The organism is Falsiruegeria sp. JB4-1, assembly GCF_055693495.1.
Genome location: NZ_JBVFTZ010000001.1, coordinates 49,031 through 66,432, shown reverse-complemented (window position 1 = coordinate 66,432; position 17,402 = coordinate 49,031). Strand labels below are relative to the sequence as shown.

Below are 17,402 nucleotides of genomic sequence, written 5' to 3'. Positions count from 1 at the left end.
CTCGCAATAACAATCGAAATCTAGTGCCCTGCAACGTCATGTTCGTTCGTGGGGCGCTTGCTCTTTGTAAGTCGTTCTTAGGTTAAATTTGGCTTGGGCTTGATTCTGCGGCGGTACCCCACACAAATTGGGGTATGAACGCAGAACTTTCAGAAACCAAAAAGCTAGTCGTCCTGGTTACGCCGCACTTCAATTTGGCGGCAACGATGGCATTTCTCGATCCCTTTCGTGCCGCGAATTATCTTGAGGGGAGCCTTAAGTTTGAATGGAATTTGGCGTCAGCTGATGGTGGAGAAGTGCTTAGCAGCAGCGGTGTTTCGGTCGTGACCACACCGCTGACCGAGGTTGCAAATTCAAGTGCCGACTTCGTTGTGGTTTCTTCGAGCTGGAAGGCGGAAAGCTATGACCGTTCCGACATTTTGTCATTGCTTGTACGATGGTCGAAAACGGGAGCACGAATAGGCGGGCTGGACACAGGGGCGTTTATCTTAGCAAAGGCGGGTCTGTTTGATGGTCGCAAGGCGACTGTTCACTACGAACACATTGATGCGTTTTCTGAGCTTTATCCCGAAATTACTGTGACAGAGGATTTGTTCGTTTTTGACGGCAAATTGTTTTCCTGCTGCGGCGGAGTAGCCTCTTCAGACCTGGCTCTGGCAATCCTTTGTGAGATTTGCGGTGAGGGCGTCTCGAATTCGGTGGCCAGATATCTGTTTCATCACAACGTTCGGGGTTCTTCAGATACGCAAAACCCTGAAAACCTTGAACCACTTGGCAGTACCACACCGACAATTGTACGCCGCGCAATTGACTTGATGGAAGCCAACTTGGAAGTGCCGCTACCCATTCCGGGTTTGTGCGAAAAGCTTGGAATTTCCCAAAGGCACCTAGGGCGTTTGTTCAAAATCTATGTTCGGAAAAGCCCGGTTCTTTACTACCGCGACATTCGATTGGATCGTGCGAGGGGGCTTGTGACCCAAACTGAGTTGAAGATGAGTGAAATTGCAGTTGCATCCGGTTTTGCCAACCAAGTGTACTTTAGTCGCGCGTACAGTTCACGCTTCGGCCTACCGCCAGTGCAGGACCGGATCAGAGGGCGTGTACCCTTTCAATTCCGTGCCTGGCCAATGCACAGTCCAAAATTGGATTAGCGCCCGAGCTCAAGGGTTTAGCTTATTGGTTTGCCCGAGTAGGAGCTGAAAGTTCACTCCTTTGAAGCTGTTCAAAACATCAGATAACCCGATGAGGCGAGCCTTTTTTAGAACAGGCCCGGATTGAGCGGCGAAGCAGCCGTCAACCCACCATCAATTGTAAACAACTGCCCTGTCGCAAAACCGGCATCATCTGAGGCCAACCAAACCACGATGGATGCAATATCTGCAGGCTTTCCAAACCGCTGAACAGCGTGCCGCCCCAAGGCGTCAGTTTTGGCTCGGTTCGGGTCACTTGCCAGGTCAAACCCAGCCTCCAACATCCCTGTTTCGATCCAACCTGGGCAGACGGCATTGCATCGAACTCTTGGACCATGGTCCACGGCGATTGATCGTGTCAGGCCGTGAACGAACGCCTTTGATGCGTTGTACAAAGCCATATTGGGATCCGCGACATTTCCGGAAATAGAGCCGATATTAATGATTGAACCACCGGCGTTCATGGTTGGAATAAAGGCGCGGCAGATGTTGAACACCCCGCGCGCATTGGTTCCCATCACCAAATCCCAATCCTCGTCCGTAGTATCAGGAACGGATTTTTCGACCTGTACACCTGCATTGTTGACCAGAATGTCGAGTGCGCCCAGTTCACGCGCGAGATGTTGAACGTTCTGAGGGTTCGAAACGTCCAGCTCTGCCCACTCGCAGCTCTTGGGCAGGTCGCTTGGTCGGGAACCACGCCCGCATGTTGTGACTGTCGCACCTTCTTTCAAGAAGGCATCAACGATTCCGCGGCCAATACCTTGTCGACCACCTGTAACGAAGGCCTGCTTGTTATGAAGTTTCATCCTATATTCGCCTCAATTGGACATGTTGACGATCGAATTGTCAGAGTTTCATCTGCTGTACCTGTGCCGACAGTCCGCCATCCAATACCCACAATTGACCCGAGGCATATCGTGCTTCGTCAGAAGCCAGCCAATTTACCAGATTTGCGATGTCGTCAGGTGTTCCATAGGTGCGCATTGGGTGCACATCGCGAACCGCCTGTTTCAACCCGTCAATTGAACGACCGGCACCCCCTGATCCTTCGCCGGTGAAAAAACTCTGCAGCATCGGTGTATCTATGTACCCCGGGCAGATCGCATTCACCCGGATCCCTTCGGGCCCGTGGTCACAGGCCATCGCCCGGGTCAGAGCATGTACGGCGCCTTTCGTAGCACAATAGGCGGCCAGGCCTGGGTCTGCGATAAAGCCGTCGTAAGAGCCAAAGTTGATAAGGCTTGCAGTGGACCCTGATTGGGTGGCCTTTCGCATTAATGGTAGGGCGTATTTTGATGTCAGAAAAGTGCCGGTCACATTTACCGCAAAACTATTGTTCCACTCGTCAAGTGACGTGTCTTCTATGGTCTTTTCAATTTCGATCCCGGCTGCATTGACAAGAATGTCCAGTTTTCCGCAGGTGTCATCAACGTGCTTCATCGCTGCAATTGCATCGGTTTCTTGGGTGACGTCCAGTTTAATGAAAGTGCTGCCATCGTTGTCATGATCAGGTAACGAACCATGCGGCGACAAATCCGCGGAAAAAACAGTCGCTCCTTCTTTCAGAAAACGCGCAACGATAGCCCTGCCAATTCCACCTCGCCCCCTGTTACCAACGCGATCTTTCCTTCAAGCGTCATAGTCTGTTCCTTTCAGCGGGGGGTACCTGTAGTAACTGGCGGCTACAGTCCAATCCATGTGGTTTCGAACGTATTTCTGACTGGCGTCAGAGGGAGGGTTGTAATCCCACGACACGGCGGTCCCTGTTTCCATGGCGGCATGCAATGCACGGCGTGATTTTTGTGTCGCGATGACTTTCTGACGTAAGGATTCACCATCCCAGCGTGCCTTGATGTCATCCGCGAACATCTGAGCTTGAGCCGCATAGTCGGGATCGGCTGCGAGGTTTCTGGTTTCCAGTGGGTCGTTTGCAACATCAAACAACATCGGTGGATCGGCGTCACAATGTATGTATTTCAAAGGGCCGCGCCGGATCATGATCACAGGATACGGGGTCATCTCGGCACAATATTCCCCAATTGCTTCGTCCACGGGGTCTGGCTCTCCACGAGCCAGCGGCATGAGAGAACGACCGTCAATTGGCTCTCCCAACATGCTCAACGACCCGCCACCGATTTCGATGAAGGTTGGTAGCAAATCGATCAGAGAGCACGCGTTTGAAACGGTCCCAGTGGCGATCCCCGGGCCAGCCATGATCAAAGGCACACGTGATGAATGTTCGAAGAAGTTCATCTTGTACCAAAGACCGCGCTCCCCCAACATATCCCCGTGATCTGCGGTGACGATAATGACAGTGTTGTCCAATTCACCTATTTCTTCGAGTGTTTTCACGATCTCACCGACCTTGCTGTCAAAATAGCTGACATTTGCAAAATAGGCTCGGCGAGCGCGACGTGTTTCTTCGTCCGTCAGGGTTTGGCTGGAAGCTTCGATCCCATGCATGATGCGTTTCGAAAACGGATCCTGCTCTGACAGCAGCGGGACGAACGTTGGCATGTTAATGTCCGCTTCCGCGTACAAATCCCACCACTCTTTGCGGGCGACGTAAGGATCGTGAGGGTGGATAAAGCTGGCAACCAGGGAAAAAGGTGCGGGGTTTCCGTGGGCTTTGTCTCGAGCGGCATTCATTAGCCAGCGCCGGGCGGAATACCCAACCTCATCATCATAGTCAGTTTGAAACGTGGTTACGGCAATGCCACTTTCCCGAACCGTTTGCATGTTGTGGTACCACTTGTCGATCCGTTCGTCGTGGGCTTCCCAATCGGGAGTCCAAGCGAAATCGGCGGGGTAGATATCCGTTGTCACTCGCTCTTCGAACCCATGCATTTGATCGGGGCCTATGAAGTGCATTTTTCCGGCCAGACAAGTGCGATACCCAAGAGATTTCAGATAATGCGCGAACGTAGGTGTGGCTGCTTTGAACTCTGATGCGTTGTCATAGGCTGCAATTCGGCTGATCAATTGACCGGACATGAATGCAAAACGGGACGGGGCACAGAGTGGAGAGTTGCAATAAGCTGCATCAAAACGTGTCCCTCGTGCAGCCAACTTGTTCAGGTTGGGTGTCTTGACCACGGAATGGCCGTACGCGCCCGTAAAATGCGGCGCCAACTGGTCCGCCATGATTACGACGATGTTGGGACGTGTCACGAAACACCTCGCGCGTAGGCGTCCAATACAAGGCCGTGGAAATGGTGAACCGCATGTTCGGACTTACCGGACCCGTCAGGATCATGAACGATGCGACCCTGATCAAAGGCGGGCGTATTCATGCCACGCTGAACGCTTTCCACAAGCCCGATATCTTCAACCTGAAGAACTTCGTCCAAGTAACGAATTGCATCGCGTTCCATATCGTCAGCTTCCGGTGTTTCCAGAAAAAAGTCATATGTTTCCAACGTACGGTCTGGGCCTGCGGGAATGATGTTCAAAACGATGATACTGGAACGGCCCGGATAGCGCATCAGGCACGTCGTGGGCCATAACCACCACACCGCATGTGTTTTGACGGTAGCATTGGAGACATCGTAGGCGCTGTTGGTCGTTTGCCCGGCATCTGCCATGTGGCTGGAATAAATTCCATAAGTTGTGACCTTGTAGGTATCCATGTCTACCAGATCGCAAAAATCTTTGTGCGCCGTCGGACAGTGGTAGCATTCCAAAAAGTTGTCGACGACGTTCTTCCAGTTGGACTTGATATCGTACGTTAGGCGATGCCCAAACGTCAGGTTTTCAACATCCGGCGCCCAATGGCGAACTTCGGTTTCCAAATCTCCGGATTGCTGAACCAAAGGTTCAGCGGCCGGGTCGAGATTCACGAAGACAAAGCCGCAGAATTCTTCTACCTGCACCGCGTCCAAACAAATCTCACTCGTATCAAAATTTTGCAGGTTTTCCGTGTGGGGCGCTCGAACCAATTGACCATCGAGTTTGTAGACCCATGCATGATAGGGACACATGATCCGAGTGGTCATTCCTTCACCTGACAAAAGCTCATGTGCGCGGTGTTTGCAGACATTGTAGAATGCGCGCAAATCGCCGTTGCTGTCTCTCACAACCACGATCGGGCGCCCTGCAATTTCAATCGTTACATACGATCCTGGTTCACGTGTCTTTTCGCCGTGACATACCCATTGCCATGTCTTGGCGATGATGTCGTCCAAGTCGCGCCGATACCATCTGTCTTGCGTATAGGCATCGGCCAAAAGAGATTTGGATTTGGACGGATCCCGGTTGTAGTCAGCTGAAATGTTCAAAAAGCTAGACATGACGACCGCTCCAAAGTGATTCACCAAAGTCAAATCTGGCAGGTTTGGTACAAAGTATCTGATTTTTTCAGACTTCAGTTTGCAAAAATTGGCCAGAATCCTAACTCTGGCGCGCTCTGCATGGTTTTAGCCGGTCCGCGCCCGCAGCTTGCGGGGCGGCACTCCGAACTCGGACCGAAAAGCGCGCGTCATTGCGCTTGGGTCGTTGTACCCGGACCGAACGGCAATCTCGGCAATCGACAAATCTGATTCGACTACAAGCTTTCTGGCGAGATTGAGCCGCAGACGACGGTAGACCTGCTTTGGAGTAGCGCCAAGATCCGATCGAATACGCGCCTCAAGCGATTTTTGGGTCTGACCGACCCGATTGGCTAACAAGGGAATACTCAGCGGAGTCTCAAGGTTTTCCCGCATTACTGCAATCGCCTTGTTCACGACGGTACTTGTTGTACTCGCACCGCCCAAATGCGAACGGGGCGAATCTCGTGACATGAACAAATGCGCGACTTCCATAGCAAGAGCTTCTCCATGATCGCGACCGATCAATTGTAGCACCAAATCAAATGCGGCCATTGCTCCAGAGCACGTTATACGATTTCGGTCGATGACGAACCGTTCGCGCACGGTTTCGATTTCGGGGAAACGCTCAGAAAAACCGTTCAACTCCTCCCAGTGAATAGTCGCGCGATGGTTGTCCAGCAGGCCTGCTTCAGCCAACAGCCAGCTGCCCGTATCCATTCCCACCAGCGTTGTGAATCGGCCCGAAGAAGCCCTTAGTGCAGTTTGCGTTTTCCACCCGCCATGGGTCTGAAACCCATAGGACGGCATAACAACAAGAATATTCCCTGATGCCGTGTTCAAAGATTGGTGCAGAGAAACCTGAAGACCGGAGGAAGACGTGACCGGCCGTTTGTCCAAAGCGAGAAACTGCCAACCATAGAGAGAGCGACCAGAGAGCATATTGGCGGCTCGAAGCGGCTCAATCGTATTGGCAAGGCAATGGTTAGAGAAACCATCGAACAAGAGAACGCCAATGTGCTGCGTTGCGGCAGAAGATTTTGACCAAATTCGCATGATAATCATCTAATTTTGCATGATGTGTAATTCAATCCCCGACAGGATACGCGGGAATTCCCCTCTGTCCGGAGCGCAAGAAATGCAGTTTGGTCTGACCGAAGAACAGTCGATGATCATCGACACAACCCGTGCCTTTGTGGAAAACGAGCTCTATCCGCATGAATCTGAGGTTGAACGCACTGGCCACCTGCCGATGGAGATCATCAAAGATGTGCAGGCCAAGGCGATAGAAGCTGGCCTGTATGCGGCCAACATGCCGGAAGAAGTCGGGGGTGCGGGTCTCGATACACTCACGTGGCTGATGTACGAAAAAGAGTTGGGGCGCGCGAATTATGCGCTGCACTGGACCTGTGTTGCGCGTCCATCGAACATCTTGATGGCGGGTACGGACGAGCAGAAAGAGAAGTACCTCTACCCCTGTATGAAGGGTGAGAAGTGGGACTGCCTGGCCATGACCGAGCCGGGTGCGGGTTCTGACCTGCGTGGAATGACCGCGACTGCGCGGGCGGATGGGGATGACTTCATTCTGAACGGAACCAAGCATTTCATCAGCCACGCCGACATCGCCGACTTTTCGATTGTGTTCATGGCAACGGGCGAAGAGGACACTCCGCGGGGACCAAAGAAGCTGATCACGGCCTTTTTTGTCGATAAGGACACACCCGGTTTCACCGTTCGTGATGGATACCGGAACGTCAGCCACCGTGGTTACACCAACGCCGTGTTGGAATTTGACGATTGCCGTATCCCAAAATCGGCGATGCTGGGTGAATTGCACAAAGGGTTCGACGTGGCCAACACTTGGCTCGGGGCCACCCGTCTGCAAGTAGCGGCCACTTGTTTGGGCCGCGCGGAGCGGGCGATGCAGCATGCGGTTGAATATTCAGCCGAGCGCAAGCAGTTCGGTCAGCAAATCGGTAAGTTCCAGGGTATCTCGTTCAAGCTGGCCGATATGGCGCTTGAGTTGAAGGCGGCAAACTTGCTGACGTGGGAGGCTGGTTGGAAGTTTGATCAGGGCACCGTCACCGAATCCGACATGTCGATGGCCAAACTCAAGGCGACCGAGATGTTGGCCATGGTCGCGGACGAAGCGATCCAGATCCACGGCGGCATGGGCCTGATGGACGAGCTGCCGCTGGAACGCATCTGGCGCGACTCACGCGTCGAGCGCATCTGGGAGGGGACAAGCGAGATTCAGCGGCATATCATAAGCCGAGAATTGCTGAGACCGCTAGGAGGCTGACCCCAATGACAAAACCCGCCATCTCGATCACTTACTGCATTGGCTGCAACTGGATGCTCCGCGCCGCATGGATGGCGCAAGAGCTGCTCTCGACCTTTCAAGAGGATCTGGGGTCGGTGACGCTGGTGCCGGGAGAGACAGGTGGCGTGTTTGAGATCACTTTGAATGGAGAGGTGATCTGGGAACGCAAGCGGGATGGCGGCTTTCCGGATGTGAAAGAGCTGAAATCACGTGTGCGGGACCGGATCGACCCGGAACGCGACCTGGGCCATCTGGACAGGGCGGCAGACACTTCACAGGACTAGATGAACACAACCACGATTACAGCGGCGTCACCGCCGGACGCGAACAAATCCTCTGTTGGTAGCGAAGTTGTCACCCGCGATCTGAAACGGGTTCTCAACCCTTCCTCGATCGCCGTAATTGGCGGTGGGGCCTGGTGCGCCTCGATCATCGAAGCAGCGCAGCGCATCGGTTATCAGGGCCAGATTTTTCCGGTTCACCCTTCGGGAAAAGAGATCGCGGGTATCAAGGCAATTGAGAAGCTTGAGGATTGGGTCGGCCCAATTGATGCGGCTTTCATCGGAGTGAACCGCTTTGCCACGCTCGAGGTTGTGTCGACCCTGCGTTCGCTGGGCGCAGGTGGTGCGGTGTGTTTCGCATCTGGTTTCACCGAGGCTATGGCCGAGGATTCCAATGGTGCCGATCTGCAAGCACAGCTGGTGACCGCAGCGAGCGAGATGCCGATCCTGGGTCCGAACTGCTATGGGTTCGTCAACGCCTTGGACCAGGCGGCGATCTGGCCAGATCAGCATGGGATGCAGCCGGTTGAGCGGGGGGTTGCCATTCTGACCCAAAGCTCGAACATCGCAATCAACCTGACCATGCAACGCCGGGGATTGCCGATTGCCTATATGGTGACCTGCGGGAACATGGCGCAGACATCGCAAGCCGCGATTGCGATGCAGTTGCTTGACGACGACCGGGTGACGGCCATTGGCCTGCACATCGAAGGCTTTGGAAACTTGCGCGAGTGGGAGGCTTTGGCCGCCAAGGCCTATGACCGAGGCGTGCCGCTGGTGGCGCTCAAGGTTGGCGCGTCTGAGCAGGCACAGGCCGCAGCAGTGTCGCATACCGCTTCGCTTGCAGGCAGCGATGCGGGCGCGCAGGCCTTGCTGGATCGTTTGGGCATCGCGCGGTTACATGGGCTGCCTGCGTTCCTTGAGACGTTGAAGCTTTTGCATGCCAATGGCCCGCTAACTTCGAACAAGATCGCATCGATCAGCTGTTCGGGTGGCGAGGCGAGTTTGATTGCGGACTTGTCGACCAAGCGCGATCTGATGTTTCCACCTTTATCAGAGCCGCAAAAGCAGGAACTGAAGGTCGCGCTTGGCCCGATGGTCGCGCTGGCAAATCCGCTGGACTACCACACTTATATATGGCGCGACACGCAGGCGATGACGCGCGCGTGGAAGGGGATGACGGGTGAGGGTATTGGCATGACCTTTTCCATCGTCGACTATCCGCACACGGACCACACAGATTGGGCATGTGCCACGCAGGCGGCCTTGGCCGTCCGGGCAGAGACCAGTGCGCCCTTTGCTGTTGTGGCAACACTGCCCGAGTTGATGCCTGAACACGTGGCCGACGAATTGATGGCTGGTGGCGTTGTTCCGATCATGGGGTTGGAGGAGGCGCTTGCCGCAGCCGAGGCAGCGAGTCATACAAAAAGCCCTATATTAGAGCCTATTTGCCTTCCGGGAACAGCCGAGCCAGATGCGGTTTTAACCGAGGCCGAGGCCAAAGCGGCCTTGGCAGATCATGGCTTGCCAATCCCACGCAACATGGTGGTGTCCGCATTGGATGCGGCTCGGGCGTGTGTCGAGTTGAGTCCACCCTTTGCGGTCAAAGGCATTGGCCTTGCGCACAAGTCCGAACATGGCGCGGTTCGCTTGGGTGTGCAGGCATCAGACCTGGATGAGGCCGCCCGTGCCGTAGGCACACAAACTGTCCTGGTCGAAGAAATGGCAGAAGGGGCCGTGGCTGAATTGTTGATCGGCGTGACCCGCGACCCGGCACATGGTTTCGTCCTGACCATCGGGGCAGGTGGCGTGTTAACCGAGGTGCTGCGGGATACAGAGTCCTTGCTGGTGCCATCCAGCCAAAAGCAAGTGAAACAGGCTCTAAACAAGCTCAAATGCGCCCCTCTCCTGCATGGTTATCGTGGCAAGCCAGCGGCTGATCTGGACGCGATTGTAGTAGCTGTGGACGCGGTGCAGGCCTATGTGCTTGCCAACGCCGACACCCTGGCCGAAGTTGAAATCAACCCCCTGATCTGCACCGCCAATGGCGCGGTGGCGGTCGATGCTCTGATCCGAAAGGCAAGTTCATGAACCCGGTAAAGACAAAACGCGACGGTGCAATCCTTGAGGTCACCCTAGACCGGCCCAAGGCTAACGCTATTGATCTGGCAACCAGCCGCGTCATGGGCGAGATCTTTCGCGATTTTCGCGATGATCCCGAACTGCGCGTGGCGATTCTGACAGGTGGTGGCGAAAAGTTCTTTTGCCCCGGCTGGGATCTGAAGGCCGCTGCAGATGGCGATGCGGTCGATGGCGATTACGGGGTTGGCGGCTTTGGGGGACTTCAGGAACTGCGCGACATGAACAAACCGGTGATTGCTGCCGTGAACGGCATCGCCTGTGGCGGCGGACTGGAGTTGATGATTTCGGCCGACATCATCATTTCCGCCGATCACGCCAGTTTTGCCCTGCCTGAAATTCGTTCAGGGACAATCGCGGATGCGGCCAGTGTCAAACTGCCCAAACGCATCCCTTATCACGTGGCGATGGAGCTGCTGCTGACCGGGCGGTGGTTCGATGCTGATGAGGCCAAGCATTGGGGTCTGGTGAACGAGATCGTGCCGGGCGACCAACTGATGGACCGCGCATGGGAAGTGGCGCGCCTGCTGGCGAGCGGCCCGCCGCTGGTTTATGCGGCGATCAAAGAGGTCGTACGCGAAGCCGAGGATTCCAAGTTCCGCGATATTATGAACCAGATCCAACGCCGACAGCTGGCCACTATCGACACGCTTTATGGGTCCGAGGACAATTTGGAAGGCGCCCGCGCCTTTGCCGAAAAGCGCGACCCGGTGTGGAAAGGCAAGTAGGCCTCAGGATTTTTCGAACAGGGCGACAAATGCCGTGTCGTCCTTGTTCTCTCCCGCAGCTAAGTCGCCGTAGATACGTACCTGAGGCAGGGTCAGGTTGTGGATCTTGTTCCCATCAAGAGACTTTAACGCGTCCGAAAACCCCTGAGCCTCAAAATGTTTGGCGTTGATCGACAGCGCAAACTGAGCGCCGTGACGGGCCACGCGCAACAGAGCCGGGATCACCTCGGGGCCGACATGCCCATGGGTGAAGGTACCCGAGGAGACGATGCCGGAATAGCTTTCGCGCGGCACCGGGATGCCGTCGTTCAGATCGGCCTCGATCGCGTCACGATAGATGTCCTTGCGCATCGCCTGATCCAGCATTTCGGCGCTTATGTCGGTGGCATCAATTGGCCCGACGCCAAGCCCTGCTAGGACGGCACCGCACAGGCCCGTGCCAGCGCCTACATCCAGGACCGGTCCTTGTCCCCCTGCGCCGACAAACGCCCGCGCAGTGTGGATGTGCAGCTGGTAATCCTCGCGTGCAGCAAAGCTGTCATCATAGTCGCTAAGCCCACTCGGCATAGAGCCGTTTGTGGTCATCGGGTGTTTCCAGCGCATATGCGCTGTGCAGATCGGGTGTTTTCTTACTCATAAGACAATGAAACGCCGATGTGGGGATTCGAATCAAGTGAGACGTCCGGAATGCTTGCATCCCCGACCAGCTCAGACCATCTAGGAGGCATGACTAAGACGCTCTTCTCCTTTGGCCTTGGATACACCGCCCGCGCTTTGGTTCGCAGTCTGGATGACAGTTGGCGCTGCATTGGCACCAGCCGTAGTGGTGACCGCGCCAAGTCACTGTCCGGGGTCGAGATGCATCAATGGCCAGGTTCACGCCCCAGCTTGGATAACGTGACTCACCTTTTGATTTCGGCTGGTCCCAGTGACGCGGGTGATCCGGTTCTGGCTGAGTTTCGCCACGAGATTGCTGCGCGGGCGAGTCAGTTTGATTGGGTCGGTTACCTGTCCACAACGGCGGTCTATGGGGATCGGAACGGCGGTTGGGTGGATGAAACCACCCCGGTCGCACCTTCATCCGAGCGGGGGATTTGCGGGTCTCGGCAGAGCATGATTGGCAGTCCATCCCCGGTTTGCCCCTGCACATCTTTCGTTTAGCAGGGATCTATGGTCCCGGGCGCGGTCCGTTCACCAAAGTACGAGCGGGCACGGCGCGGCGCATTGTGAAGCCGGGACAAGTGTTTTCGCGCATCCATGTGGATGACATCGCGCAGGTGCTACGCGCGTCTATCGGGCAGCCCCTGCCCGGTGCGATCTATAACTTGTGCGATGATGACCCCGCCCCACCGCAGGACGTTATTGGCTTGGCAGCGGAACTGTTGGGGCTGCCCTTGCCCGCCGAGGTGCCGTTTGACGAGGCGGGGATGAGCGCAATGGCGCGCAGTTTCTACGGCGAAAACAAACGCGTTCGCAATGATCTGATCAAGTCAGAGCTTGGTGTGAAACTGCTTTACCCATCTTACCGCGAAGGGCTGAGTGCCTTGCTTCGGGTCGAAACCGAGGCGCTGGAACGTAAGTCCGACGCTTGGTTCTAAGCGCGTTTTTCGCCGATCGAAGCAACACCCAACACGTCGAGCACTTTGGTCTCGATCTGTTCGGCACTCATGCCAGCGACCTTGTACATCGCGTCAGGGCTTGCCTGATCAATGAACGTGTCGGGCAGAACCATCGAGCGGTATTTGAGCCCTGCGTCGAACGCACCCTCGTCCGCCAACAGCTGCGCCACATGGCTGCCAAAGCCACCCACGGCACCTTCTTCGATGGTGATCAGCGCCTCGTGATCAGCGGCCAATTGCAGGATCATGTCGCGATCCAGCGGCTTGGCAAAACGTGCGTCAGCAATTGTGGGCGTGATGCCCTTTGCTGACAGCGCCTCTGCCGCTTTCTGAACCTCGGCCAGGCGGGTGCCAAATGACAGCAGAGCCACGCGCGCACCGATCTGGATCATGCGACCCCTGCCGATTTCCAGCACATCACCCTGTTCGGGCAGATCAACGCCGACCCCCTCACCGCGCGGATATCGGAAGGCGATAGGGCCCTCGTCATACGCAACAGCCGTGGCCACCATGTGTACCAATTCAGCCTCGTCTGCGGCGGCCATCACGACCATGCCGGGCAGGTTGGCCATATAGGCGATGTCGAAGGATCCCGCGTGGGTCGCACCGTCAGCACCCACAAGGCCCGCACGGTCGATGGCAAAGCGCACGGGCAAGCGCTGGATGGCCACGTCGTGCACCACCTGATCATACCCACGCTGCAGGAATGTCGAATACATCGTGCAAAACGGCTTCATCCCACCCGCAGCCAAGGCTGCGGCAAAGGTTACGCCGTGTTGTTCCGCGATGCCCACGTCAAAACAGCGCGAAGGATAGCGTTCGGCAAAGAGGTTCAGACCCGTTCCGTCGGGCATCGCCGCCGTAACGGCCACAACCTTGTCGTCCTTGGCCGCTTGGTTCACCAGTGCGTTGCCAAAGACCGAAGTATAAGAGGGCGCGTTCGATGGCGCCTTTTTTGTTTGCCGGTCAGGACATCGAATTTTGATGTCGCGTGGCCCTTGTCGCGGGCTGCTTCGGCCGGGGCGTATCCTTTACCTTTTTTGGTTAGCACATGGATAAGGATCGGGCCGGTTGCACGCGCTTTGACGGTGCGTAGCACCGGCAACAACTGATCCATGTCGTGCCCGTCGATGGGGCCGAGATATGAAAAGCCCAACTCTTCGAACAATGTGCCACCAACGGCCATGCCCTTGAGCATTTCCTTGGCGCGTTTGGCCCCTTCGCGGAAAGGCTCGGGCAGCAGGGACACAGCACCTTTGGCAGCGGCCTTGAATTCCTGAAACGGCTCTTCCGCGTAAAGACGGGACAGATAAGATGACAGCGCGCCGACGGGCGGCGCGATGCTCATCTCGTTGTCGTTCAGGATCACGATCAGGCGTTTTTTCAAATGGCCCGCGTTGTTCATGGCCTCAAACGCCATGCCCGCAGACATCGAGCCATCACCAATCACGGCAATCGCATCACCCAGTCCTTCGGGTGTCACACCGCCCAGATCGCGGGCCACGGCAAAGCCGAGCGCCGCACTGATCGAGGTCGAACTGTGAGCGGCGCCAAACGGGTCATAGGGCGATTCAGAGCGTTTGGTGAACCCGCTCAGACCGCCCTCCTGCCGCAGGGTACGGATGCGATCGCGGCGTTCAGTCAGGATCTTGTGGGGATAGCACTGATGACCCACGTCCCAGATAACCTTGTCGCGCGGCGTGTCAAAGACAGCGTGTAGCGCCAAGGTCAGTTCAACCACGCCCAGGCCCGCACCCAGATGGCCGCCGGTTTCGGACACGGCAGACACAGTCTCGGACCGCAGCTCTCCCGCCAATTGGGTCAGCTGCGCATCGGAAAACTGCTTGAGATCCGCAGGGCGGGTCACAAGGTCCAGAAGCGGTGTATTCGGGCGATCAGACATGGCGTCCTCTAACGGCTAGCTGTCGCGGGCAATAACGAAGCGGGCGGCCTCCTTCAAGGTATCGGCCCGCGACCCGTATGTTTCAAGCGCGGCGCAGCCCTGTTCGATCAGTTCTACAGCGCGCAATTTGGCGGCGTCCAGTCCAAGCAAGGAGACGAATGTCGCCTTTCCTGCGTCGGCATCTTTCTGCAGCCGTTTCCCGGCCTTCTGGGCGTCACCCTCGATATCCAAGATGTCGTCTGCGATCTGGAAAGCAAGCCCCAAGGCTTGGGCATATTGGCGCAAGGGGGTTGTGTCGGCCTGCGCCAGACGTGCGCCCGCACAAGCGGACCATTCGATCAGTGCACCAGTTTTGCCCGCTTGCAGACGGGTGATTTCGTCCAGGTTCAGCGGCTCGGCTGCGGATTCAGCGGCAATATCCAAAGCCTGACCCAGAACCATGCCTTGGGCACCGCTTGCCTGTGCCAGTGTCAGGGCAAGCTCGGCGCGTACCTCTGCCCCGCCCACTTCGGGTCGAGTACACAATTCAAACGACAACGTTTGGAGGGCGTCGCCTGCAAGAACTGCTATACCCTCGTTCCATTTGACGTGAATGGTGGGTTTGCCGCGCCGCAGGTCGTCGTTGTCCATGCTTGGCAGATCGTCGTGCACCAGTGAGTAGGCATGTAGCGCTTCGATTCCGGTGGCGGGCCAAATAGCCTGATCCTCGGCCACATCATGCAATCGTGCGCTTTCAAGAACCAAAAACCCACGCAGTCGCTTGCCGCCTTGCGTGGTGTAGGCCATTGCCCGTGTCACATCGAGGTCATCGAGACTGCCCAGAACCAGATCAAACTGGTTCTGAATGCGCGCGGCATCCCGCGCCAACTGTTCGCGAAACATTTACAGACCTTCGACAGGCTTTGTCCCGGTCGCTTGACCGTTGGCATCCAAGGTGATTGCGGCGACTTTTTCTTCAGCGCGCTTCAGCTCATCCTCGCAGCGTTTCTTGAGCGCTGCGCCGCGTTCATAGAGCGAAATCGACTCGTCCAGCGCAACATCGCCGCGCTCCAGCTTGCCAACGACGGTTTCAAGCTCTTTCATCGCCTGTTCGAATGTCATCTGGTCGACGGGGGTCTCACTCATGTCGTTGCCTTCATCAATTCTTCAACATGCGCCTTAGTTGCGGCACTCAGCGCGTTCAGATCATAACCGCCTTCCAGAGTCGAGACGATATGGCCATCACAAAGCTCACGAGCCAGCGAGCAAAGTTCGGCTGTGACCCAGGCAAAATCGCCCGTGGACCAGTTGAGGTTGGCGAGCGGGTCGTCCTGATGGGCGTCAAATCCTGCGGAGATGATGATCAGTTCCGGCTTGAAGGCGCGCAGGCGGGTGAAGGCCTGCCCCTCGTAAGCCGCACGCATCTCGGCACTGCCTGAACCTGGCGCAAGCGGGATGTTCAGGATCTGACCGTGCACGCCATCCTCATCCGGGCGACCCGAACCGGGCCAGAGCGGCATCTGTTGGCTTGTGATGACCAATGCGCGCGCCTCGTCCCACAGCAGGTCCTGCGTGCCGTTGCCGTGGTGGACATCGAAATCTACAACAGCCACGCGGCTTAGCCCGTGGTGGTCCAGCGCATGTTTGGCGGCCAGGGCCGCATTGCCGAACAGACAGAACCCCATTGCGGTGCTGGTTTCGGCGTGATGCCCCGGCGGGCGGATCGCGCAGAACGCATTCGGAGCTTCGCCCCCCAATACCATATCGACCGCGCGCACAACGGCACCAGCGGCGCGAAAGGCCGCGTCGACCGAACCGGGGGACATGAAGGTGTCACCGTCGATCTGTCTGAATCCGTCTGTCGGGCGCTCGGCGCGGATGTCGCGAAGATAGTCGGCAGGGTGGATGCGCAGAATGTCATCTTCGGCGGCCATAGGGGCCGTCACCCGGTTCAGATCCAGAGGTTCCAGTGCGTGCAGAATATGCTGCAAGCGTGCAACCCGTTCGGGGTGTCCATCGGGGGTGACATGGCCGAGGCAATCGGCATGTGTGATCAATGCAGTTTTCATGGCGCGCAAGCTATCAACCTGCGCGTCTACAGGCAAACACTCGATTGGGGGTCAGTTGATCGGCGCAAGCAATTCCGGCGCGGTCACCAGTTGGCGCACCCCGTGGCTGTGGTCTTCTTCAAATACGTTTTTCTTGGCTCCCCAATGCTGAACCGAACTGTACGAGACCTTCATGCATGATGGGCGAACGCTCCAGGTGACCTGCATCGGAGAGCAGATCTCCTGCGTGTAGCTGGGTCCGGTAGTCGACCCCATAAACACAACCGGGTCACCCGTGCCCTGAGGAAGAGCTTTGGGTTGATGTAGCCCGTTGGCAATGTTGCCATCATAGGCAAAGTCGCCGAAATCCGGGGCACTGTCGTCGTTCACAACCAAGAAAACCTGGCTTTCGACCCGCAATGCTGGATTGGCGCAGGCATCCGAAAAGCAAGAGTTCAGAGTTGGCGCAGGAGTGACTGTGCAAGTCGTATAGACCCAGTGCACCTCGATCGTGTCACCGGGTTTTACACCATGAAATGTTTCTGCCCCATCAGGCATCGCCAGTTCGGCCTCGGTCAAGCTGTCGGTTTCGTTGCATTTCCATCCGCCGTGTTCACCGGTGCCACCTGATAGGGAAAACCCAGGCCCCTTATGTTCGGCGTTGGTGTGGGTGTGAATATCACACAAATTCATCTGGCTTGCTTCTGGCGCACGCGGGAACGTGACACTGTTTGACCCTGCCGCAACCGCAATGTCGCGTGGTGTCTGTGGGCCGAAGCCTGTACACATCTGGGCCTGAGCCGTAGCGGGTATTAAGAAGGCGGTTAGAAATGCAATCTTGCGCATATTTTTGACTCCAAGAACAAATTAATTGAAATCACT

General features: G+C 56.4%; 15 protein-coding genes and 2 pseudogenes. 6 read left to right on the top strand and 11 right to left on the bottom strand.

What is annotated here, in order from left to right; genetic code table 11:
- Nucleotides 1-134: 134 nt before the first annotated feature.
- Entirely contained in the window at nucleotides 135-1,151 is a 1,017-nt protein-coding gene (locus tag ACZ1HE_RS00340) for a GlxA family transcriptional regulator (RefSeq protein ID WP_472619085.1), read from the top strand.
- Between the two features lie 107 nt (nucleotides 1,152-1,258).
- Here ACZ1HE_RS00340 and ACZ1HE_RS00335 read toward each other — a convergent pair whose 3' ends face one another.
- The 5 genes from ACZ1HE_RS00335 to ACZ1HE_RS00315 form a co-directional block, all read right to left on the bottom strand.
- Nucleotides 1,259-1,999: an SDR family NAD(P)-dependent oxidoreductase gene (locus tag ACZ1HE_RS00335; RefSeq protein WP_472619084.1), complete on the bottom strand. Its 741-nt coding sequence runs from the start codon at nucleotides 1,997-1,999 to the stop codon at nucleotides 1,259-1,261.
- Between the two features lie 40 nt (nucleotides 2,000-2,039).
- Complete coding sequence (locus tag ACZ1HE_RS00330; protein ID WP_472624281.1) at nucleotides 2,040-2,759, bottom strand: SDR family NAD(P)-dependent oxidoreductase; 720 nt, start codon at nucleotides 2,757-2,759, stop codon at nucleotides 2,040-2,042.
- A gap of 63 nt (nucleotides 2,760-2,822) precedes the next feature.
- A complete protein-coding gene (betC, locus tag ACZ1HE_RS00325; protein ID WP_472619083.1) occupies nucleotides 2,823-4,364 on the bottom strand; it encodes a choline-sulfatase in 1,542 nt (513 codons plus the stop codon).
- Nucleotides 4,361-5,482 (bottom strand): aromatic ring-hydroxylating oxygenase subunit alpha, encoded by a 1,122-nt coding sequence (locus tag ACZ1HE_RS00320; RefSeq protein WP_472619082.1) that lies wholly within the window; start codon nucleotides 5,480-5,482, stop codon nucleotides 4,361-4,363. Before ACZ1HE_RS00320 ends, betC begins: the two co-directional genes overlap by 4 nt.
- A 126-nt stretch (nucleotides 5,483-5,608) precedes the next feature.
- Nucleotides 5,609-6,343, bottom strand: a complete 735-nt coding sequence (locus ACZ1HE_RS00315; RefSeq protein ID WP_472619081.1) for a GlxA family transcriptional regulator — start codon at nucleotides 6,341-6,343, stop codon at nucleotides 5,609-5,611.
- A 295-nt stretch (nucleotides 6,344-6,638) separates the two neighbouring features.
- Between ACZ1HE_RS00315 and ACZ1HE_RS00310 the strand changes: the two genes are divergently transcribed.
- From ACZ1HE_RS00310 to ACZ1HE_RS00295, 4 genes are read left to right on the top strand one after another with little or no spacing between them, the layout of a single operon-like run.
- Complete coding sequence (locus ACZ1HE_RS00310; protein ID WP_472624279.1) at nucleotides 6,639-7,802, top strand: acyl-CoA dehydrogenase family protein; 1,164 nt, start codon at nucleotides 6,639-6,641, stop codon at nucleotides 7,800-7,802.
- Nucleotides 7,803-7,807: 5 nt separating this feature from the next.
- The gene (locus tag ACZ1HE_RS00305) at nucleotides 7,808-8,107 is read left to right on the top strand and encodes an Rdx family protein (protein ID WP_209255355.1); all 300 of its coding nucleotides are present in this window, start codon (nucleotides 7,808-7,810) and stop codon (nucleotides 8,105-8,107) included.
- Nucleotides 8,108-10,195 carry an acetate--CoA ligase family protein gene (locus ACZ1HE_RS00300; protein WP_472619080.1) on the top strand — a complete coding sequence of 696 codons (2,088 nt, stop codon included), beginning with the start codon at nucleotides 8,108-8,110 and terminating at the stop codon, nucleotides 10,193-10,195.
- The gene (locus ACZ1HE_RS00295) at nucleotides 10,192-10,971 is read left to right on the top strand and encodes a carnitinyl-CoA dehydratase (protein ID WP_472619079.1); all 780 of its coding nucleotides are present in this window, start codon (nucleotides 10,192-10,194) and stop codon (nucleotides 10,969-10,971) included. The genes ACZ1HE_RS00300 and ACZ1HE_RS00295 overlap by 4 nt, the downstream gene beginning before the upstream one ends.
- Before the next feature lie 3 nt (nucleotides 10,972-10,974).
- Here ACZ1HE_RS00295 and ACZ1HE_RS00290 read toward each other — a convergent pair whose 3' ends face one another.
- On the bottom strand, nucleotides 10,975-11,574 hold the full coding sequence (locus ACZ1HE_RS00290) for a class I SAM-dependent DNA methyltransferase (protein WP_472619078.1): 600 nt from the start codon (nucleotides 11,572-11,574) through the stop codon (nucleotides 10,975-10,977).
- Between the two features lie 123 nt (nucleotides 11,575-11,697).
- Between ACZ1HE_RS00290 and ACZ1HE_RS00285 the strand changes: the two are divergent.
- Nucleotides 11,698-12,569 (top strand): annotated as a pseudogene (locus tag ACZ1HE_RS00285) (SDR family oxidoreductase).
- Here ACZ1HE_RS00285 and dxs read toward each other — a convergent pair.
- From dxs to ACZ1HE_RS00260, 5 genes and pseudogenes are all read right to left on the bottom strand, one after another.
- Nucleotides 12,566-14,493: pseudogene (dxs, locus tag ACZ1HE_RS00280) on the bottom strand (1-deoxy-D-xylulose-5-phosphate synthase). The pseudogenes ACZ1HE_RS00285 and dxs overlap by 4 nt on opposite strands.
- Nucleotides 14,494-14,508: 15 nt before the next feature.
- Nucleotides 14,509-15,375, bottom strand: a complete 867-nt coding sequence (locus ACZ1HE_RS00275) for a polyprenyl synthetase family protein (protein ID WP_472619077.1) — start codon at nucleotides 15,373-15,375, stop codon at nucleotides 14,509-14,511.
- Nucleotides 15,376-15,618: an exodeoxyribonuclease VII small subunit gene (locus tag ACZ1HE_RS00270; RefSeq protein ID WP_472619076.1), complete on the bottom strand. Its 243-nt coding sequence runs from the start codon at nucleotides 15,616-15,618 to the stop codon at nucleotides 15,376-15,378.
- Nucleotides 15,615-16,541 (bottom strand): histone deacetylase family protein, encoded by a 927-nt coding sequence (locus ACZ1HE_RS00265; protein WP_472619075.1) that lies wholly within the window; start codon nucleotides 16,539-16,541, stop codon nucleotides 15,615-15,617. Before ACZ1HE_RS00265 ends, ACZ1HE_RS00270 begins: the two co-directional genes overlap by 4 nt.
- Before the next feature lie 51 nt (nucleotides 16,542-16,592).
- The gene (locus ACZ1HE_RS00260; protein WP_472619074.1) at nucleotides 16,593-17,366 is read right to left on the bottom strand and encodes a delta-class carbonic anhydrase; all 774 of its coding nucleotides are present in this window, start codon (nucleotides 17,364-17,366) and stop codon (nucleotides 16,593-16,595) included.
- Between the last annotated feature and the right edge of the window lie 36 nt (nucleotides 17,367-17,402).

Bases quoted from the DNA above. Each gene is read 5' to 3' on its own strand.
- ACZ1HE_RS00290 (WP_472619078.1), bottom strand. From the start codon at position 11,574: ATGCGCTGGAAACACCCGATGACCACAAACGGCTCTATGCCGAGTGGG.
- ACZ1HE_RS00295 (WP_472619079.1), top strand. From the start codon at position 10,192: ATGAACCCGGTAAAGACAAAACGCGACGGTGCAATCCTTGAGGTCACC.
- ACZ1HE_RS00305 (WP_209255355.1), top strand. From the start codon at position 7,808: ATGACAAAACCCGCCATCTCGATCACTTACTGCATTGGCTGCAACTGG.
- ACZ1HE_RS00260 (WP_472619074.1), bottom strand. From the start codon at position 17,366: ATGCGCAAGATTGCATTTCTAACCGCCTTCTTAATACCCGCTACGGCT.
- ACZ1HE_RS00270 (WP_472619076.1), bottom strand. From the start codon at position 15,618: ATGAGTGAGACCCCCGTCGACCAGATGACATTCGAACAGGCGATGAAA.
- ACZ1HE_RS00340 (WP_472619085.1), top strand. From the start codon at position 135: ATGAACGCAGAACTTTCAGAAACCAAAAAGCTAGTCGTCCTGGTTACG.
- ACZ1HE_RS00300 (WP_472619080.1), top strand. From the start codon at position 8,108: ATGAACACAACCACGATTACAGCGGCGTCACCGCCGGACGCGAACAAA.
- ACZ1HE_RS00320 (WP_472619082.1), bottom strand. From the start codon at position 5,482: ATGTCTAGCTTTTTGAACATTTCAGCTGACTACAACCGGGATCCGTCC.
- ACZ1HE_RS00265 (WP_472619075.1), bottom strand. From the start codon at position 16,541: ATGAAAACTGCATTGATCACACATGCCGATTGCCTCGGCCATGTCACC.
- ACZ1HE_RS00335 (WP_472619084.1), bottom strand. From the start codon at position 1,999: ATGAAACTTCATAACAAGCAGGCCTTCGTTACAGGTGGTCGACAAGGT.
- ACZ1HE_RS00310 (WP_472624279.1), top strand. From the start codon at position 6,639: ATGCAGTTTGGTCTGACCGAAGAACAGTCGATGATCATCGACACAACC.
- ACZ1HE_RS00275 (WP_472619077.1), bottom strand. From the start codon at position 15,375: ATGTTTCGCGAACAGTTGGCGCGGGATGCCGCGCGCATTCAGAACCAG.